This is a genomic window from Mariniphaga sediminis (genome assembly GCF_003573545.1).
GTDB lineage: Bacteria > Bacteroidota > Bacteroidia > Bacteroidales > Prolixibacteraceae > Mariniphaga > Mariniphaga sediminis.
In genome coordinates this window covers 93,180-110,124 of the sequence record NZ_QWET01000006.1, presented here as the reverse complement: position 1 = coordinate 110,124, position 16,945 = coordinate 93,180, and the positions used below count along the sequence as shown (strand labels likewise).

The 16,945-nt window shown below is 44.1% G+C and carries 16 protein-coding genes; 14 read left to right on the top strand and 2 right to left on the bottom strand.

Annotated elements, in window-relative coordinates; all coding sequences use genetic code 11:
- Positions 1–57: 57 nt before the first annotated feature.
- The gene (locus tag D1164_RS09505; RefSeq protein WP_119349738.1) at positions 58–744 is read left to right on the top strand and encodes a hypothetical protein; all 687 of its coding nucleotides are present in this window, start codon (positions 58–60) and stop codon (positions 742–744) included.
- A gap of 85 nt (positions 745–829) precedes the next feature.
- Here the strand turns inward: D1164_RS09505 and D1164_RS09500 are convergent, their stop codons facing one another.
- Positions 830–1,189, bottom strand: coding sequence for a DUF190 domain-containing protein (locus tag D1164_RS09500; protein ID WP_119349737.1), 360 nt, complete (start codon positions 1,187–1,189; stop codon positions 830–832).
- An 11-nt stretch (positions 1,190–1,200) separates the two neighbouring features.
- On the bottom strand, positions 1,201–1,581 hold the full coding sequence (gene crcB / locus D1164_RS09495; protein ID WP_119349736.1) for a fluoride efflux transporter CrcB: 381 nt from the start codon (positions 1,579–1,581) through the stop codon (positions 1,201–1,203).
- 54 nt (positions 1,582–1,635) lie between these two features.
- Between crcB and dacB the strand changes: the two genes are divergently transcribed.
- The 13 genes from dacB (at position 1,636) to D1164_RS09435 (ending at position 16,944) form a co-directional block, all read left to right on the top strand.
- Positions 1,636–3,075 carry a D-alanyl-D-alanine carboxypeptidase/D-alanyl-D-alanine endopeptidase gene (gene dacB, locus D1164_RS09490; RefSeq protein ID WP_119349735.1) on the top strand — a complete coding sequence of 480 codons (1,440 nt, stop codon included), beginning with the start codon at positions 1,636–1,638 and terminating at the stop codon, positions 3,073–3,075.
- A 289-nt stretch (positions 3,076–3,364) separates the two neighbouring features.
- Positions 3,365–3,961 (top strand): DUF4255 domain-containing protein, encoded by a 597-nt coding sequence (locus D1164_RS09485; RefSeq protein WP_119349734.1) that lies wholly within the window; start codon positions 3,365–3,367, stop codon positions 3,959–3,961.
- Positions 3,958–4,833 carry a hypothetical protein gene (locus D1164_RS09480; protein ID WP_119349733.1) on the top strand — a complete coding sequence of 292 codons (876 nt, stop codon included), beginning with the start codon at positions 3,958–3,960 and terminating at the stop codon, positions 4,831–4,833. Before D1164_RS09485 ends, D1164_RS09480 begins: the two co-directional genes overlap by 4 nt.
- A 19-nt stretch (positions 4,834–4,852) precedes the next feature.
- Complete coding sequence (locus D1164_RS09475) at positions 4,853–6,772, top strand: phage tail sheath family protein (RefSeq protein WP_119349732.1); 1,920 nt, start codon at positions 4,853–4,855, stop codon at positions 6,770–6,772.
- A 34-nt stretch (positions 6,773–6,806) separates the two neighbouring features.
- Positions 6,807–7,241 (top strand): phage tail protein, encoded by a 435-nt coding sequence (locus D1164_RS09470; RefSeq protein WP_119349731.1) that lies wholly within the window; start codon positions 6,807–6,809, stop codon positions 7,239–7,241.
- Between the two features lie 3 nt (positions 7,242–7,244).
- Positions 7,245–7,676, top strand: coding sequence for a phage tail protein (locus D1164_RS09465; protein WP_119349730.1), 432 nt, complete (start codon positions 7,245–7,247; stop codon positions 7,674–7,676).
- Position 7,677: 1 nt separating this feature from the next.
- A complete protein-coding gene (locus D1164_RS23760; RefSeq protein WP_172594401.1) occupies positions 7,678–7,836 on the top strand; it encodes a DUF5908 family protein in 159 nt (52 codons plus the stop codon).
- 1 nt (position 7,837) lies between these two features.
- Complete coding sequence (locus D1164_RS09460) at positions 7,838–8,554, top strand: CIS tube protein (protein ID WP_119349729.1); 717 nt, start codon at positions 7,838–7,840, stop codon at positions 8,552–8,554.
- Positions 8,555–8,556: 2 nt separating this feature from the next.
- Positions 8,557–10,302, top strand: coding sequence for a type VI secretion system tip protein VgrG (gene vgrG, locus D1164_RS09455; RefSeq protein WP_119349728.1), 1,746 nt, complete (start codon positions 8,557–8,559; stop codon positions 10,300–10,302).
- Between the two features lies 1 nt (position 10,303).
- Positions 10,304–10,597 carry a PAAR domain-containing protein gene (locus D1164_RS09450; RefSeq protein ID WP_119349727.1) on the top strand — a complete coding sequence of 98 codons (294 nt, stop codon included), beginning with the start codon at positions 10,304–10,306 and terminating at the stop codon, positions 10,595–10,597.
- Between the two features lie 9 nt (positions 10,598–10,606).
- Positions 10,607–11,014 (top strand): GPW/gp25 family protein, encoded by a 408-nt coding sequence (locus tag D1164_RS09445; RefSeq protein ID WP_119349726.1) that lies wholly within the window; start codon positions 10,607–10,609, stop codon positions 11,012–11,014.
- A 12-nt stretch (positions 11,015–11,026) separates the two neighbouring features.
- Entirely contained in the window at positions 11,027–14,227 is a 3,201-nt protein-coding gene (locus tag D1164_RS09440; RefSeq protein WP_119349725.1) for a baseplate J/gp47 family protein, read from the top strand.
- Positions 14,215–16,944 carry a hypothetical protein gene (locus D1164_RS09435; protein WP_119349724.1) on the top strand — a complete coding sequence of 910 codons (2,730 nt, stop codon included), beginning with the start codon at positions 14,215–14,217 and terminating at the stop codon, positions 16,942–16,944. Before D1164_RS09440 ends, D1164_RS09435 begins: the two co-directional genes overlap by 13 nt.
- Position 16,945 lies beyond the last annotated feature (1 nt).

Genomic DNA, 16,945 nt, shown 5'->3' with positions numbered 1-16,945 from the left:
AGAAAGGCAGCTCTTCCGGGCTGCTTTTTTTTTATTTTTAGTTCAAAATTCTAGATCATGACTGAAAAGGAAATTAGGGCTTCGCTACTGGAGGCTTATGTTATTAAATCCACTGTCAAGCAGCAGGTTTATAAAAATACCCTGCAAACATTCAAGATTCTGAAGAAAGTGCTGAAGTCACTGGAAAAAGATTACCTTACAACACTAAAGGATCAGATTGACGTTTCTGTTTTTCCTGCATTCAGGGAACGGGGCCCTTTTGAAGTGGAATTTGAAATTGGCGGTGATCTACTCATTTTCAGTATGCACTCCAATGTTTTTGAGTTCGATAACAAACATCCGGTGTTAAAATCTCCTTACATTCAGGACGATCCGCTGCGTTCTTACTGTGGCATGATCAATATCTATAACTTCCTGGCAGATTCTTTTAGGTACAACCGGGAAAAGGATTTGGGATATCTGGTGGCGCGTATTTTTGTGAATAAAGACAACCACTTTTTTGTGGAAGGGAAACGTCAGACAGAAGAGAATGTGAAAAGTTTTGCCATCGATACCATTTCGCCGGGGATATTGCGGCAGATTGTGGAAACGGCAATTCGTTACTGTATCGAATTCGATTTGCTGGTTCCCCCTTACGACCATGTGAAACTGGCTACCGTTGAACAAATGCGGGAGAAAATCAGCCATTCCAAAATGACAACGGGAAAAAGACTGGGATTTGTATTTAACTCAGACGACGTGTAGGTGTTACTCAATTAGCGGGTGGCGTGGTTTCTAACCACGCATTGATGAGTGTAAGCATCCTTCTGCCGAAGTTCAGAGATAACGCTTATTTCTTATACTTTTCTCCCATTTCGTACCGAAGAATATCTACTTCATGGAGAATGACCAATCCTCCTTTTTTGCTTTGATCCATCAATTCGTTAACACGTCCGGCAAAATCCTGCAACTTCTCAATGGTATCTACAATCTCCACTGCAACGGGCAAATCTCCGGACAAAGCAAAAATTTTCATGGTATGTACCGAATGACTGGCCCCAAACGACATGATGCCTTTAAATACCGTGGCACCGGCCATTCCTTCCTTGCGGGCTTCGAAAACAATTTCCTCGAATAACGGGCGGCCATGTACTTTATCCGATTCGCCCACGTAGATTTTCAGAATACCGGCCCTGTTTTCTGTTTTCATGGTTTTACATTTTAAAATATCACACGAATAAGAATAATTCCCAGGTAAACAGCCAGAATCCCAAAAAATAAACTTGCTCCTACGTTCAGGAGCAAAGAACCAAGGGCTTGTTCCTTTATCATGGTAAAGTTGTTGTAGGCAAACGACGAAAATGTAGTAAACCCTCCGCAAATACCCACTGCCAGGAAAATCCGCCATTCTGCATTCATTAAATTCCCTTTTTCGGCAAGGGCAAAAACCATCCCGATAATAAAACTGCCAACCACATTGGCAATCAGGGTCCCCCAGGGGAAAGTACTTGCCAATCCCTTCTCTACATAATAATGCAGGAGATAACGCATTACACTTCCGATGAATCCTCCGGCACCTACCAACATTACAGTTCGTAACATATCTTTTCTGTTAATCTGATATTCTGTTATTTTTGAATTCTAAAAATAGAAAAAATGAAGGTACGGTTTTTCATTGTTTTTTCATTTCTTTTTCTGAATGGCCATTTATTTGCGCAATCGTCATTTGAAAAGCAAGTGAAGGCATTTCTTGATCGGCCTGAGTACAGGCAGGCTTCTGTTGGAATTTCCGTAACCGATTTGGCAACCGGAGACCCGGTTTTTGAGCGGAATGATAAAAAGTTATTTATACCAGCTTCGGTTTTGAAACTGGTAACCTCGGCAGCAGCGCTGGAGATTTTAGGCCCGGATTACCGTTTCCAAACCCGGATTGGTTACACCGGAACCATAAAAAACGGAATTTTAAAAGGGGATATAGTGGTTATTGGCGGAGGCGATCCGGCCCTTGGTTCCGAATATTTTCAAAATGATTATTTCCATCCCCATTTTATGGAAACGTGGGCTCAGCGCATAAAAGCTGCCGGTATTAAGCGGGTTGAGGGAAACCTGGTTTTAGACGGCTCCCTTTATGATACGGAGAAAATTCCCCCTACCTGGATATGGGAAGATATGGGAAATTATTATGGTGCCGGTACCAGTGCCCTTGCGGTGTACGATAATCTTTTTCGTATCGTTTTCCGGTCGCCTGCGGAAGCGGGACAGCCTACAGAAATTATTTCGGTGAATCCGAAGGTGGAAGGAATGGAATGGAAAAACGAAGTGCTGTCATCTGTTGAAAACCGCGATTTGGCCTATGTTTTTGGAAGCCCGCATAATGGTCAGCGGATTGTCAGGGGCACCATTCCCCGAAACCGCAAGTCATTCAGCATTAAAGCTTCCAATCCTTTCCCTGAAAAATTACTAGCCGACGATTTTTTACATCATTTAGCCCGCGAAGGTGTTTTTATCACCGGGAAGATCAGAAGCGAAACAGTTGAAAAATCAGCTTTTTTACAAATTTATATGACAGAGTCTCCCACACTTTCTGAAATAGTAAAAGTTCTGAACCGGGAAAGTGTAAATTTATTTGCCGAACAACTGGTGAAGCAGGTCGCAGCAGAAAAAACCGGTACAGGCAACAGGGAAACAGGATTGAAAATAATAACTGAATTCTGGAAAAACAGGGGGCTGGATACCCGGCAGCTTTTAATGGAAGACGGCAGTGGGTTGTCTCATTTTAACGTTGTTTCACCGGCATTTCTTTCATCGGTTTTGCGCTATATGGAAAACAACAGTAAAAACCGTGACTCTTTTTTTAAGTCGTTACCTACGGCAGGGCAGGGGACACTTTATCATTTCAGTCAACAGCATTTTCCGGAACAGGCATTGCGGATTAAAAGCGGTTCCATGACGCGGATTCGATGTTATTCCGGATATGTACGAACCTCCGGTGGAAAACACTTGTCCATTACAATTATGGTAAATCATTTTACCGGATCATCTGTACAATTGATTTCTGAAATAGAGAAATTACTTATCGGGCTTCAAAAAATGTAGATTTATTTTAAGTTGTTGATATGAAGCTACTTGTAATTTTTTTTTGGTTTTTTTTTCCTAACTGTTGACTTTTATTATTTCTTGCCGTAACTTGCATTCCGAAACCATTAAGTCGTATAAAACCGAAAAAGTTTTCTGCGCACAAAACCATTAAGTTGAAAAATAAGAATCAGAGAAAATCGTTGTGAGCCGTAAAACAAGACTTAAAAAAGACAAAAAGGTCTTAAAATTTTAAGTTTAAAGGGTGAACTGGATAGATGATGAATTCTGAAAATAAAACGTGTTGCGTATGATTTACGAAACGTTACAAATTTTGAAAGAACAGCTTGAAAATTACTTTTCGGAGATCGGGCTGGGAAAAATAGTCGTTTTGGAGAATATCTCTCTTTGGGAGTCGGGGAGTGAAGATGCTTCGAGGTTGGACGGAAAAGTAGTTATGTCTCTTTTGAAACTGGAAGAAGAGACCACACTGAAAAATACACCCCACTTTAGAATACAAAACGATAAAACCGAATATAAAAATCCGCCGGTACATTTAAATGTGTACCTTTTGATCAGTGCGAACTGCGAGACCTATGATAAATCGCTGCGTAGTATCTCGAAGGTGATCGAATTTTTCCAGGGAAGAAAGGTTTTCACTTCCGCCAATACGGTATATGATCGTACAAATGTGTCGTTCGACGTACTTGATAATTTCAAATTTATTCTCGAATTATATACGCCCTCATTCGAAGAACTGAACAATGTTTGGGGAACATTTGGTGGCAGACAATTGCCTTCTGCCATTTACCGAATTCAGCTTATTCAGATTGAACAGGGCAAAAAACTGGCTTCATCCGGAGTTATTACACACATTGGTGGAGATTTAAATGATTTGAAACAATGAGCTATTCCATTCTATACCGGGAACTTTTTCGCACGAAAATACTTCACCGTTTTTTTCTTGATAAAGGTACAGACGATTTTAGTTCGATGAATGAGGAAGAACAATTGAACCGATTGGAAGATTATGATTTTGAAACATTCCTCAGCCTTCATCCTACGCAAGCTACCCGGCAAAAGTTGAACGGGTATAACCTTGTTTTTAAAACAATCAGTTCGGGTTTTACTGTGTGGTCCAAGGTAGATGAAAACAATGATGCCTTGCCATTCATTTCACTGCCCGACGATCTGGACTTTACCTTTTTAGTTCAAATAAAAGATTCCAGGTTCTACAATTATACCGATTTAAAACTGGAGGATGCCGGTAAAATGTATTATCTGTCGAACAGGCGTTTGGCAACGGAACCGAACAGTTTTCCATTGATTGATAAAGCAGGAGGTAATTTTCATGTTGATGAAGACTTTATCCTTTCCGAAGATGGTGAAAATGCTGAACTGGAGCAGTTACAACCCAGTGAAAAAATGAATCTTCTTGGGTTGGTTCGCATTTTTATGAAAGGAGACAACAGTTCGCTTCATGTAACAAATGCACAAAATGAAATACAGGACCCAGCCCAAACCTTCGAAGTGGTTTTTAAAAACCGTAACACCATCTGGCGGTATCTTTTTGATGCCAACCAGCAGGTTACAGGTGGCGACGATGTGAAGAAGGAAAACGGGAATTCAAAAGTTTTAATTACAAAAACCGAACACCCGCTTACAAAGAACGGGTTCATTTCCATTGAACTGGACGGGATTGAATTGCCTAATCCCGGTGTTTCCCTGATTAAGCCGGATGTTTCGGACGATACAATCTATTCTGAAATATACATGTAACATTTAAATTCAATGAATTATGGCAACAGCTTACAAAACACCAGGCGTTTACGTAGAGGAAATTTCCAAATTTCCGCCTTCGGTAGCGCAAGTTGAAACTGCCATCCCGGCCTTTGTGGGCTATACGGAGATGGCGCTGATTGAAGGCGTCGATTATCACGACGAGGGAATCATTAAGCCGATAAAAATCGGTTCGCTGCCCGAATATGAATTTTTCTTCGGCGGGGCGCCTAAACCCACTACCGTTGAAATTGAGCTTAATACCGACAATTCGGTAAAAAGAGCAAAAGTAAACGGGGTAAACCTGCTTTACGATTCGGTCAGAATGTTTTATGCCAACGGCGGCGGCGATTGTTATATCGTATCGGTGGGGAGTTACAATTCCCTTTCTTCCGACGTTGACAAACAGGAACTGCTGGATGGTCTGGCTTCGCTTGAAAAAGAAGATTTGCCCACGCTGCTCGTGATACCTGAATCAGTACATTTAAGTGCTGCCGAGGCAGGTGAAGTACACGCAGCAATGCTTGCACAATGCAATAAATTACAGGATCGTTTCGCTGTACTCGACATGGTGGACGGAGAAAAAGAAATTACTCCTACAACTGACCCCGTTGCCGATTTCAGAGACAATGTGGGGATGAATTATTTGAAGTACGGCGCAGCCTATTATCCGTGGATAAGGACAACCCTGCCTTTCAAAATTGATTACGATTCGATTGTGGGAGGAACATACACAAAAGGAGGTGCTGCCGTTCCAGATATTACAGCGCTGTTTAACAGTGATATTGTAACGGCCATTGACAATATTGATACCGATATTGCCGCTGAGTCCTCTTTGACTGCCCCTTCTGCAGGAACCATTAACAACAGGGGATTGCTGGAAACCTACGCCAATGATTTGTATGGGTATGCAAAAGATTTTTTCGACCTGACTTTTACCGATAACGACACCAACGACCAAAATTCGGCGGCAAGCATTCATGCCAAATTTGTGGTAGCCAATTCCAATTTTCACGGATTACTGAAAACATTGTTTGACTACAACCATTTCAGTCAGGCGGCGAACAGCGATGCACCGTCTCCTGCCTGGGATAACGCGCTGATTTCAGACGACTTTACAGCAGACTTTAACCCGTTGACTTTTGCTGCGCCGGCAACGGACGCAAACGACATATTTACAGCTACTTCAACTGCAGCGAATGCAGCGCCTTATTTTACAGCGCTTGGCGGAAAGCTGATAAAACTGGTATCTGATTTTTATACTGAACTGGAAGCTTCCAGGGCAAACCGTACGGAAACTCTGCAGGAAGTGGATGGGGTTTATAAGGGAATTGTGAATGCCATTAGTAACCAGGGAGTGGTTCTGCCAGCCAGTGGTGCGGCAGTCGGAATTTATGCCATGGTGGACAATGAACGGGGTGTTTGGAAAGCTCCTGCGAATGTAAGTATTACGGCGGTCAAAGGGCCCACAGTAAATGTAACGCATGAAGATCAGGAAAGCCTGAATGTGGATACCGTAGCCGGAAAATCTGTCAATGCAATTCGCGCTTTCACCGGAAAAGGCACTCTCATTTGGGGGGCTCGAACCCTTGCCGGAAACGATAATGAATGGCGCTACGTTTCTGTTCGCCGCTTTTTCAATATGGTGGAAGAGTCGGTTAAAAAAGCCTCTTCTCAGTTTGTTTTTGAACCGAACGATGCCAATACATGGGTAAAAGTGAGGGCGATGATCGAAAACTTCCTGACGCTACAGTGGAGAGCAGGCGCTTTGGCAGGTGCCAAGCAGGAACATGCATTTTATGTGCGGGTTGGACTGGGACAAACCATGACTGCCCAGGATATCCTGAATGGCTACATGAATGTGGAAATCGGTATGGCAGTCGTTCGTCCGGCTGAATTTATCATATTGAAATTCTCTCACAAAATGCAGGAATCCTAATTAGTTGAATGTTAAAAATTTAAATCCATAAATTATGGCAACAACATATCCATTGGTTAAGTTCCATTTCCAGGTGGAATGGGGCGGAACAAAAATTGGTTTTACTGAAGTTTCCGGACTGGATGTAGAAACCGAAGTAGTAGAATACCGCGACGGCGCGAGCCCGGAATATTCCAAAGTGAAAATGCCCGGTATGCAAAAATTCAGCAACATTACGCTCAAAAGGGGCACTTTTGCCACCGACAATGAATATTACAACTGGTGGAACACCGTGCAGTTGAATACCATCGAGCGCAGGGATATTACCATCAGCCTGCTCAATGAAGAGCATGAACCGGTGGTGACCTGGAAGGTGAAAAATGCCTGGCCGACAAAAGTACAGTCAACCGATCTGAAGGCAGACGGCAACGAAGTAGCCATTGAGTCGATGGAACTGGTTCATGAAGGGCTAACCATTCAAAACGAATAAAATATGGCCAATTATTATCCTCCTTTAGGTTTTCATTTTAAGGTTGAAATAGCCAATATAAAAGGTGAATTCGAGTTTCAATCTGTTTCCGGTCTGACGGTCGACCTGGATACCGAGGAAATTGCCGAAGGGGGTGAAAACAGGTTTAAGCACAAGCTGCCGGTGAGGACAAAATATCCGAACCTGGTACTGAAGCGCGGGTTGCTCGTAGATTCTGAGTTGATAAAGTGGTGCCGCGACGCGGTGGAGAATTTTGATATTCGCCCTGCCGACCTGACCATCAGTTTGCTTAACGAAGAACACGAGCCCCTGGTAACCTGGAATGTAGTACATGCATACCCGGTAAAATGGAATATGGCCGATTTTAACGCCGAAGAGAGCAAAATCGCCATAGAAACCATAGAGTTGGCTTACAACTATTTCAATGTGAAGTAAAATGCCTATCGAGATAAAAGAACTGCACATTAAAATTAATGTGGAAGATAAACCTCCTGCCGGGAATCCCGGAAAAACAAAGCAGCAGGAAAAGGAGCAAATTATTGCGGCCTGTGTGGAACAGGTAATGGAAATCCTTTCAAAAAAAGAGGAAAGATAATATGAGCGGAGAACTGATAAAATTACGAATTAAAGCGTATAAGGACGAACAGTTCACGGAAGAAGTAGGCGATGGCGAATTTAAAACGTTACTGAATCCTGAACAATACAAGTTCAACTACAAGATTGAGCAAAATGAAGATCAGGCATCCGGTACCAGTGCCACTTCGCCACGCTTTAACAAAGCGCTTCCGGAAGACCTTGAGCTGGAGTTTGTTTTTGACCGGACCGGTGTAATTGTCGATTATGGCAAGCCCGGAACGGCTGACGATAAAACATTCAGCGACGAAGGCAACGGGATTATCGACGATATCGAGCAGTTCAAGAAGGTGATTTTCGATTACAACGGGGATGAGCACAAACCAAATTACCTGATCATTTCGTGGGGAACACTGTTATTTAAGGGAACCCTTTCGGAAATGGACGTTACGTTTAAACTGTTCAAACCCGACGGAACCCCTTTGCGGGCTGTGGCAAGAGCTAAATTTAAAGGTTTTGTGGAAGATGATCTTCGCGTGGCGAAGGAGAACAACAGCTCACCCGATTTGACCCACATCAGGGAGGTGAAAGAGGGCGACACGCTGCCGCTCATGGCTTTCCGCATTTACGGTGATTCGAAATATTACCTCGAAGTGGCAAAGGCCAATCAGATTACCAATTTCAGAAAGTTGTCCGTGGGACAGAAAATTTTCTTTCCTCCCATTGAAAAAGTGTCCTGATTATGGCGGTACAGAGAGTTATAAATACAGCACAATCAGCCGATTTGGTTACCTTCAAAATTCTGGTCGCAGGAGAAGAACTTTCCGGTTCGGTGCAGGCTTTGAGTATCAGTGTGGAAAAAGAGATCAACCGGATACCCACTGCCAAAATTGTTTTGCGTGACGGAGATCCGGCGTCGCAGGACTTCACCGTCAGTAATCAGGATTTATTTGTTCCGGGGAATGAAATTGAAGTAAAGGCAGGTTATCATTCTGATGAGGAAACCATTTTTAAAGGTATTGTGATCAGGCATAACCTGAAAATTCGTTCAAACCAGTCGTTTTTGATTGTGGAATGTAAAGACAAGGCTGTTAAGCTTACTGTTGGCCGGAAAAGCAAATACTTCTACGAAAACACCGACAGCGAAATAATGGAAGAAATTATTGACGCTTATGGGCTGGAGAAGGACATTGAAGCCACTGATGTTCCGCATAAAGAACTGGTGCAGTACAATGTATCCGACTGGGATTTTTGTATTGCCCGCGCTCAGGCCAACGGAAAAATCTGCGTGGTGGACGACGGAAAAATTACCGTTCAAAAACCTGATACAGACCAGGAGGCAGTGGAGACTGTGTCTTACGGTGCCACGTTGCTGGATTTCGACGCTGAAATTGATGCCCGGAACCAGTTTTCCAAAGTAACTTCCTATGGATGGAATGCTTCCGGGCAGGAACTCCTGGAAGCCGAAGCAGATGATCCGGGAGTCTCCCTTAATGGCAATCTTTCGCCGGCAGATTTATCGGAAGTTATCGGCTCAGAAAACCTGGAGTTAAAAAACGGCGGTGGCGACAGTTCTGCCTTACAGGAGTGGGCCAATGCCAAAAACCTGTTTAACCAACTGGCAAAAATTAGGGGCCGGGTAAAATTCCAGGGAATTCCTGCCGTAAAGCCAAACACGACATTGACCTTGGAGGGAGTGGGCGACCGCTTTAATGGAAAGGTGTTCATTTCTGCTGTTCGCCATCAGATTGCAGAGGGAAACTGGACGGTGGATGCACAGTTTGGGATCAACCCAAAGTGGTTTACAGAAACGACCGATATCAATGATCTTCCTGCTGCCGGACTGATGGCTGCAGTGAATGGCCTGCAAATAGGCATTGTTACCCAGCTTGAATCGGACCCCGACGGGGAGGACCGGATTTTGGTGAGGCTGCCTGTTGTCGACAATGAGGAACAGGGAATCTGGGCCCGGGTAGCTACGCTGGATGCCGGCGAAAACCGGGGATCGTTCTTCCGGCCCGAAATCGAAGATGAGGTAATTGTAGGGTTTATTAACGGGAATCCGAATGACGCTGTCGTTCTGGGCATGATGAACAGTAGTGCCAAACCAGCGCCCCTGGTGGCTTCTGACGATAATCACGAAAAAGGTTTTGTGACCCGTAGCGAAATGAAGTTCATTTTTAATGACGATGAGGTGAGCGTAACTGTGGAAACGCCAAACGGAAATAAAATGATAATCAGTGATGCCGATGGTGGAATAAAACTGGAAGATGAAAACGGAAACTTCATTGAGATGAATTCTGAAGGAATAACCATTGAAAGTGCCTCTGCTTTAAATGTAAAATCATCTACCGATACAACGCATGAAAGCGGTACAAACATGGATTTAAAAGCCGGAGCACAGCTAAAGGCTGAAGGTTCGGCAGGAGTGGAACTTTCCAGTAGCGCCACGGCTACCATAAAGGGTTCACTGGTTCAAATAAATTAGAATGGGAAAACCGGCAGCAAGAATATCAGATATGCACGTTTGCCCGATGGTAACGGGAACCGTACCCCATGTGGGAGGCCCGATTTTACCACCGGGAGATCCAACCGTATTAATTGGCGGATTGCCTGCCGCACGGGTAGGAGACATGGCTACCTGTACCGGCCCTCCTGACAGTATCGTTATGGGATCGGCAACCGTCCTGATTGGCGGAATGCCTGCCGCACGAATGGGAGATGTAACGGCACACGGCGGAACAATTATGGCCGGTGCTCCAACAGTTTTAATCGGAGGTTAACAAGAAATTATGAAAAATCAATCGTTTCTGGGAAGGGGATGGAGTTTTCCCCCGGAGTTTAACAGGGAAGCAAAAGCGGTTAAAATGCTCGAAGACGAGGCTGACATCAAAAGCAGCCTGCAAATCCTGCTGTCAACACGGCTGGGAGAACGGGTGATGGTTCCCGGTTATGGCTGTAACCTCGACGAGCTGTTGTTCAATCCGCTGAACCTGACATTAAAAACGTATGTAATCGATTTAATCAGAACTGCCATTCTCTATTACGAGCCGCGCATCGATGTCAATAAAATCAATATTGATCCGACGGACGAACTGAACGGTGTATTACTCATCAACATCGATTACACCATTAGGGCAACCAACTCTAGAATGAACATGGTTTACCCTTTTTATAAAGAAGAGGGGAACGAATTATAACCTGAGAAAAATATGGCTAATTGCGGCAAGGAAATAGCATTGACACGTGAAGGAACCGATCAGGAGCAGCGGTATATTAAGGCGCTTAGCCCCGGTTCGGTAAAACTGAATAATTTCAGCCTGAAAGAATGGATGCAGTTTGCATACCGTTTTGCAGCGCATGTAAATTATTTCGGCATCAATGATGATACATCACCTGCAGGGAACTGGGAGGAGTTCTTTAAAAAGGATGAAGAAATTGAAGCGTTCCTCGAAAGTGTGGGCAAGGGAAGTGAAATTTCTCCCCACCTGGCGCTGTTTGTAGCATTTGTGCAGATGCTCGAACTCACCAAAAACCGGTTCAATAAACTTACCTGGAGGCACCTTGATTTCTATTATAAAAATATTCTGAAAATTGAAAAGCTTCCGCCAACGCCCGATAAAGTACACGTGATTTTTGAGCTGGCTAAAAGCAGTGTGGAAGTAAAAACAGAGGACGGTACCGATCTTGACGGGGGCAAAGATGCCAATGGGCAAAAAAGAATTTATGAAACTCAGGGTGAGTTTGTTGCCAATAAAATGAAGGTTGCCCGGTTAAGAAATGTATATAATGACCATGATAACAGTAAAATAAAAGCTGCCGAAAATGCGGCTTCCTTTGACGGTCTGGGAGGCGATTTTCCCGACGACGATATTAAATGGTGGCCTTTTGGCCATTACAATGCCCCGGATTATCCCGAACTTCCCGATGCACATCTTGGATTTGCCCTGGCTTCTGAGGTTTTGCAAATGAAGGAAGGGGAGCGAAATGTAAGGTTGACCATTGAATTTAATAATGCACCTGCTTCGTTTCCGGTTTCTATGTTAACGGAAAATATTGAAATCTACTGTAGCGGGGAAAAAGAGTGGCTGGGACCATTTAAGGTTCAGGCGCAGGTTACAGAAGAGGACGGAGGAGCCATTTATTCTTCAGGCCTGAATGTGGCCACCAAAAAACTGACACTCGCCTTTCAGATTCCGAAAGATGAAAAACCGGTTGTTGCTTACAATTCGGAAATACACGGAGAAAATTTTGAAGCCGGCTTACCGGTGTGCCGGGTGTTAATCCAAACAGAAAATGAAGACGGGCACACACTTTACCGCCGGTTGGTAGAAAAAGAAATAAAAACAATAACTGTCGATATTGATGTCAGAAGGATTGAAAGCCTTGAACTGGAAAGCGATATCGGTACGCTGAATGCAGCCAAACCATTTTACCCGTTCGGGACACAGCCGGTGAAACGTTCTAATTTTTATATGGGCTACTCCGAACTCTTCAAAAAAGAGTGGGAAACTTTCAATATCGAAATCGGCTGGAAAAACACCCCGGAAAAGCTGGGAAGTTACGATGCCTTTGTCGACCTGTATTTTGCTTACCGGACCGATTATCTTTTTCAGGCCAGCTCATCGGGCTATCTCGACGGGATTTTCCTTCCGGAAGCACTGGCTCGGCAAATAATGGCGAAGAAAAAAGACGACCTCACTTCTCAATTGAAAGAGGCTTTGAAAATAGTGGATAACAACCCCGACAACTTGATTGTAACCGACAACAACTATTTTAAGGCATTGATCGAAATAAGGAATAAAGAGGAATGGGTAACGCTTCCGGGAAAACTCACGCTCTTTAATGAAGATGGAGATGGTTTTTCTACCGGCTTTTCCATTACGAATGCGGGGTATGAGACGGGAAAAAACGGGCCGGCACGCCTGTCGCTCGACCAGTCATTTTTGCATGAACTCTTTCCGCGGATTTATGCCCTTGCCCTGGCCAGTGAAGATCCGAATGCATTGATCCCCAATGAACCTTATACGCCTTTAGTCGAAACCATCCGCCTGAATTATACTGCCACTGCCAGTTCCGATTTTACTTCAACAGAAGAGGCTTTTCAGGAGAATGCATTGAAGGTGTTTCACGAACATCCTTTTGGCCAGTCGGAGGAACATCCGTTCCTGAAAAATCAGCTTTCATTTTTGAGTGCGGCAGATAAAAAAATCTATGCAGTACCCACATACTGTAAAGGAGGGGAATTGTATATCGGACTGGAAAATGTATTGCCGCAGCAGCAGGTTTCATTGCTGGTTCAGGTGTTGGAAGGAAGTGAAAACCCGGAAGCTGATTCGTTTGTGGGAAAACAGAAGGTGGAATGGTCGGTGCTGTACAGCAACGAATGGAAGCCATTGAACTCCGATTACATGGTGTCCAACGAAACCGATAATTTTCTGAAATCAGGTATTGTCCGGTTTTCAATTCCCAAAGGGGCAAACACCGACAATACACGCCTTCCTTCGGAGTTGGTGTGGGTGAAAGCGAAAATTCATAAGAATTACGATGCGGTTTGTAAAGCCATTGCCATTTACGCTCAGGCAGTATTGGCTGGTTTTACCAATAATGGAAACGAATTGTCGCACCTCGAAGAAGGCCTGGAGGCAGAAACCATCTCCAAGCTGGTGCAGCGGATTTCTACGGTAAAAGGAGTAGCGCAGCCTTTCAGTTCGTTTGGCGGGGTGCCGCTTGAGTCGGATGCAAAATATTACCGGCGCGTAAGTGAACGCCTGAGGCATAAAAACCGCACAATAACCCTCTGGGATTACGAGCATATTATTTTACAGCAGTTTTCGGGGATACACAAGGTGAAATGCCTGAATCACACTTCCGAAACATCTTTCCTGGCGCCGGGAGATGTGTTGGTGATTGTCATTCCCGACATTATAAACAAAAATGTGTTCGACATTTGCCAGCCACGGGTAAGCAAGGCATTGCTGAATGAGGTGCAGGACTACATCAACAAACTCAATTCTTTTCATGTAAATGCAGTGGTGCGGAATCCTGACTACGAAGAGGTGACCGTGAACCTGAAGGTGAAGTTTTATGATGGTTTTGATGAAAGTTTTTATAAAAAACAACTGAATGAAGATATTACGCGCCTGTTGTCGCCATGGGCATTCGAAAGGAGCGCCGAGATCCGTTTTGGCGTCACCCTTCACCGGAGCACCGTAATAAACTACATTGAAAAGCTCGGATATGTCGATTATGTGGCCGATGTAAAACTGCAAAAGGGAGGAGAAACCAATACGAAAAGTGTATCTCCTGAAAGTCCGAAAGCAATTCTGGTTTCGGCTAAACAGCATCAGATTAGCACGGATATTAAAAGTTGCACAACAAAAATTGAAACCGAAGAAACATGCCAGAGCTGAAAAAATATAGCACGATAAAGAAAAACGTTGCCACGGGTGACGATCTCGACTATGGTTTCCTGCGCAGGAAAGGATTGGAATATATAGAACAGTTGGCAAGCGACATCTGGACCGATTACAATGCGCACGATCCGGGAATTACCATACTTGAAATGCTAAGCTATGCGCTGACCGACCTTGGTGCGCGCATTGAGTTGCCGATGGAAAATCTCCTGGCGCCTGAAGACAAAACCGCATCGGATATCGAAGAGCAGTTTTTCAGGGCATCGCAGATTTTACCAACAAAAGCTGTGAGCGAGGCCGATTACCGGAAACTGTTTATCGACATTGAAGGCGTTAAAAATTGTTGGCTGAAAACCTATAAAAAAACGGTTTGGGTCGATTGTAAAAACAGCAAACTGTCATACAATGCCAAAGATTTTGATACCGTTCATAAAGATTATAAAAAGCATTTCGACCTGAAAGGGCTTTATACTGTTATTGTTGATTTTGACGATCTGGATAAAGAGGAATTTCCGACGGAAGAGTTGCAGGAAGCGGAAAAGGACCGGATAAAAGATGAAATAAGGACCCGTTTTCATGCCAACCGTAATTTGTGCGAAGACCTGATCGATATTCAGGATGTGAAAACGCACCCCATTTCCGTTTGCGCCAGCATTGAACTGGACCCGGAATCTGATGAGGAACTGGTGCATGCCAAAGTAATTCATACCATCGACAACTATTTTTCTCCTTCATTAAAGTTTTGGTCATTGAAACAAATGCTGGAGAAAGGCTATCCCTCTGATGAGATTTTTGAGGGGCCTTTACTGGAAAACGGGTTCATCGATCCGGCAGAGCTGGAGGCCGCCAGTTTGCGTACCGAGGTGCGTTTGTCGGATTTGATGCAGTTGATTATGGCCATTGAAGGGGTAAAAATTATTAAAGATATTTCGATCAATGACTGTAAAAATCCGGAGGATACATCGGATGAATGGATCATTTGTGTGCAGCCGGGTAAAAAGCCGGTACGTTGCATTGACAGCGCTTACAGCTATTTTAAAAGCGTATTGCCGGTAAATGTCAACAAAAAAAGAGTGGAGTTTTACCTCGATGAAATTAAGAAAGCGGAAAAGGAAGCCCAGGAATTGGCAAAGGTAGGAATGGAAATTGAAGTTCCGGAAGGGGTGTATCTGGGTACCAGCGAAACAACCACCATCCAAAACGATTTTCCCGATACATACGGCATTGGCCGGAATGGCCTGCCGTCGCGCGTAAAAACTGCCCGAAAATCACAGGCCAAACAGTTGAAAGGATACCTGCTGTTTTTCGACCAGGTGCTGGCTTCCTATTTTGCCCATCTCGGAAAAGTAAAAGACCTGCTTTCAGTCGATAATAAATGGAAAAAAACATACTTTACACAGGCTGTTCAGGATATAAAGGACTTTGACCAACTGGTATCGGATTATCCTGCCGGCAATCCGGAAGAGTTGACTGAGAAGTTAATCGGTGACCTGGACAATAACGTGGAGCGCAAAAATAAACTGCTTGACCATCTGATGTCCCGGTTTGCTGAGAAGTTCACAGACTATGCTTTTCTGATGAAACAGCTTTACGGGAATTATGCCGACAACGCTATTCTTCAGTCGAAACAAAGCTTTATAAAAGATTACGATGTAACCAGCCGGGAGCGCGGCAGTGCTTTCAATTATTACCGGCAGCCCGGAGAAATGCTTTGGGACACACAGAATGTGGCAGGAGTGCAGAAACGTATTGCCCGGCTTGTAGGGATAAAAGATTATTCCCGGAGAGACTTGTCGGGGTCGTTTATCGAAATTTACGATTTGGTTGATTCTGACGGGGAAACGGTTTTCCGCTGGCGGGTTCACGATCAGGAAGGTGATATCATTCTTTCGGCTACCGAAAATTATACCACTCCCCAGGAGGCTCAGAATGAATTGTACAGGGCCGTGGTGAAAATTGTGGAAACTTCGCCCAAAACAATTGAGGAAGCCTTTGAAAGTGAGGTTCCCGACGAAGCAGTGGTGGGTAACTTTGAAATACAAATTTCCGATACCGGGAAGTACTCTTTTAATGTGCTTAACAGGGAGGCCGATCCCGACGGCACAGACTGGGTGATTGCCCGTCAGTACACTTACCGGGAAACTCAGGAGGAGATGAAAGAGGCTCTTCTTGAAATAATTACATTTATGACAGGAGTATTTAGCGAAGAAGGTATGTTTTTGGTGGAACATATTCTTCTTCGCCCTGACGTAACTTCTGAATTAGTGCCGTTGGATCGTTTTATCCCTATCTGCGACGATGATTGCGACGGCTGCCACCCAATCGATCCTTATTCTTTTAGGGTTACCGTGGTTTTACCCGGTTGGACCTATCGGTTTGCCAATACAGATTTTCGCAATTTTTTGGAAGAACTCATTCGGAAAGAGTTGCCTGCACATGTGTTGGCGCGGATTTGCTGGGTTGGTTACCGGAAAGGACAGGTTCCCGATGAAGAGAATGATATGCTCCGGTTTGAAACGGCTTACAAAAAATTCTTGCTGGCAAAAACCAATCTGGGGCAGGAACACGATGCAGATACATTAAAAGAATTTATAAAAATATTAAACGAATTGAACTCGGTTTATCCTACGGGAAAACTGATCGATTGCGATGATGAAGATGAAAAACTGGAGGGCAGGATTATCCTTGGCCGCACCAACATTGGAAACATTTAAT

Excerpts from the sequence above, each read along its gene's own strand:
- D1164_RS09505 (WP_119349738.1), top strand. The coding sequence starts at position 58 with ATGACTGAAAAGGAAATTAGGGCTTCGCTACTGGAGGCTTATGTTATT.
- D1164_RS09500 (WP_119349737.1), bottom strand. The coding sequence starts at position 1,189 with ATGAAAACAGAAAACAGGGCCGGTATTCTGAAAATCTACGTGGGCGAA.
- crcB (WP_119349736.1), bottom strand. The coding sequence starts at position 1,581 with ATGTTACGAACTGTAATGTTGGTAGGTGCCGGAGGATTCATCGGAAGT.
- dacB (WP_119349735.1), top strand. The coding sequence starts at position 1,636 with ATGAAGGTACGGTTTTTCATTGTTTTTTCATTTCTTTTTCTGAATGGC.
- D1164_RS09485 (WP_119349734.1), top strand. The coding sequence starts at position 3,365 with ATGATTTACGAAACGTTACAAATTTTGAAAGAACAGCTTGAAAATTAC.
- D1164_RS09480 (WP_119349733.1), top strand. The coding sequence starts at position 3,958 with ATGAGCTATTCCATTCTATACCGGGAACTTTTTCGCACGAAAATACTT.
- D1164_RS09475 (WP_119349732.1), top strand. The coding sequence starts at position 4,853 with ATGGCAACAGCTTACAAAACACCAGGCGTTTACGTAGAGGAAATTTCC.
- D1164_RS09470 (WP_119349731.1), top strand. The coding sequence starts at position 6,807 with ATGGCAACAACATATCCATTGGTTAAGTTCCATTTCCAGGTGGAATGG.
- D1164_RS09465 (WP_119349730.1), top strand. The coding sequence starts at position 7,245 with ATGGCCAATTATTATCCTCCTTTAGGTTTTCATTTTAAGGTTGAAATA.
- D1164_RS23760 (WP_172594401.1), top strand. The coding sequence starts at position 7,678 with ATGCCTATCGAGATAAAAGAACTGCACATTAAAATTAATGTGGAAGAT.
- D1164_RS09460 (WP_119349729.1), top strand. The coding sequence starts at position 7,838 with ATGAGCGGAGAACTGATAAAATTACGAATTAAAGCGTATAAGGACGAA.
- vgrG (WP_119349728.1), top strand. The coding sequence starts at position 8,557 with ATGGCGGTACAGAGAGTTATAAATACAGCACAATCAGCCGATTTGGTT.
- D1164_RS09450 (WP_119349727.1), top strand. The coding sequence starts at position 10,304 with ATGGGAAAACCGGCAGCAAGAATATCAGATATGCACGTTTGCCCGATG.
- D1164_RS09445 (WP_119349726.1), top strand. The coding sequence starts at position 10,607 with ATGAAAAATCAATCGTTTCTGGGAAGGGGATGGAGTTTTCCCCCGGAG.
- D1164_RS09440 (WP_119349725.1), top strand. The coding sequence starts at position 11,027 with ATGGCTAATTGCGGCAAGGAAATAGCATTGACACGTGAAGGAACCGAT.
- D1164_RS09435 (WP_119349724.1), top strand. The coding sequence starts at position 14,215 with ATGCCAGAGCTGAAAAAATATAGCACGATAAAGAAAAACGTTGCCACG.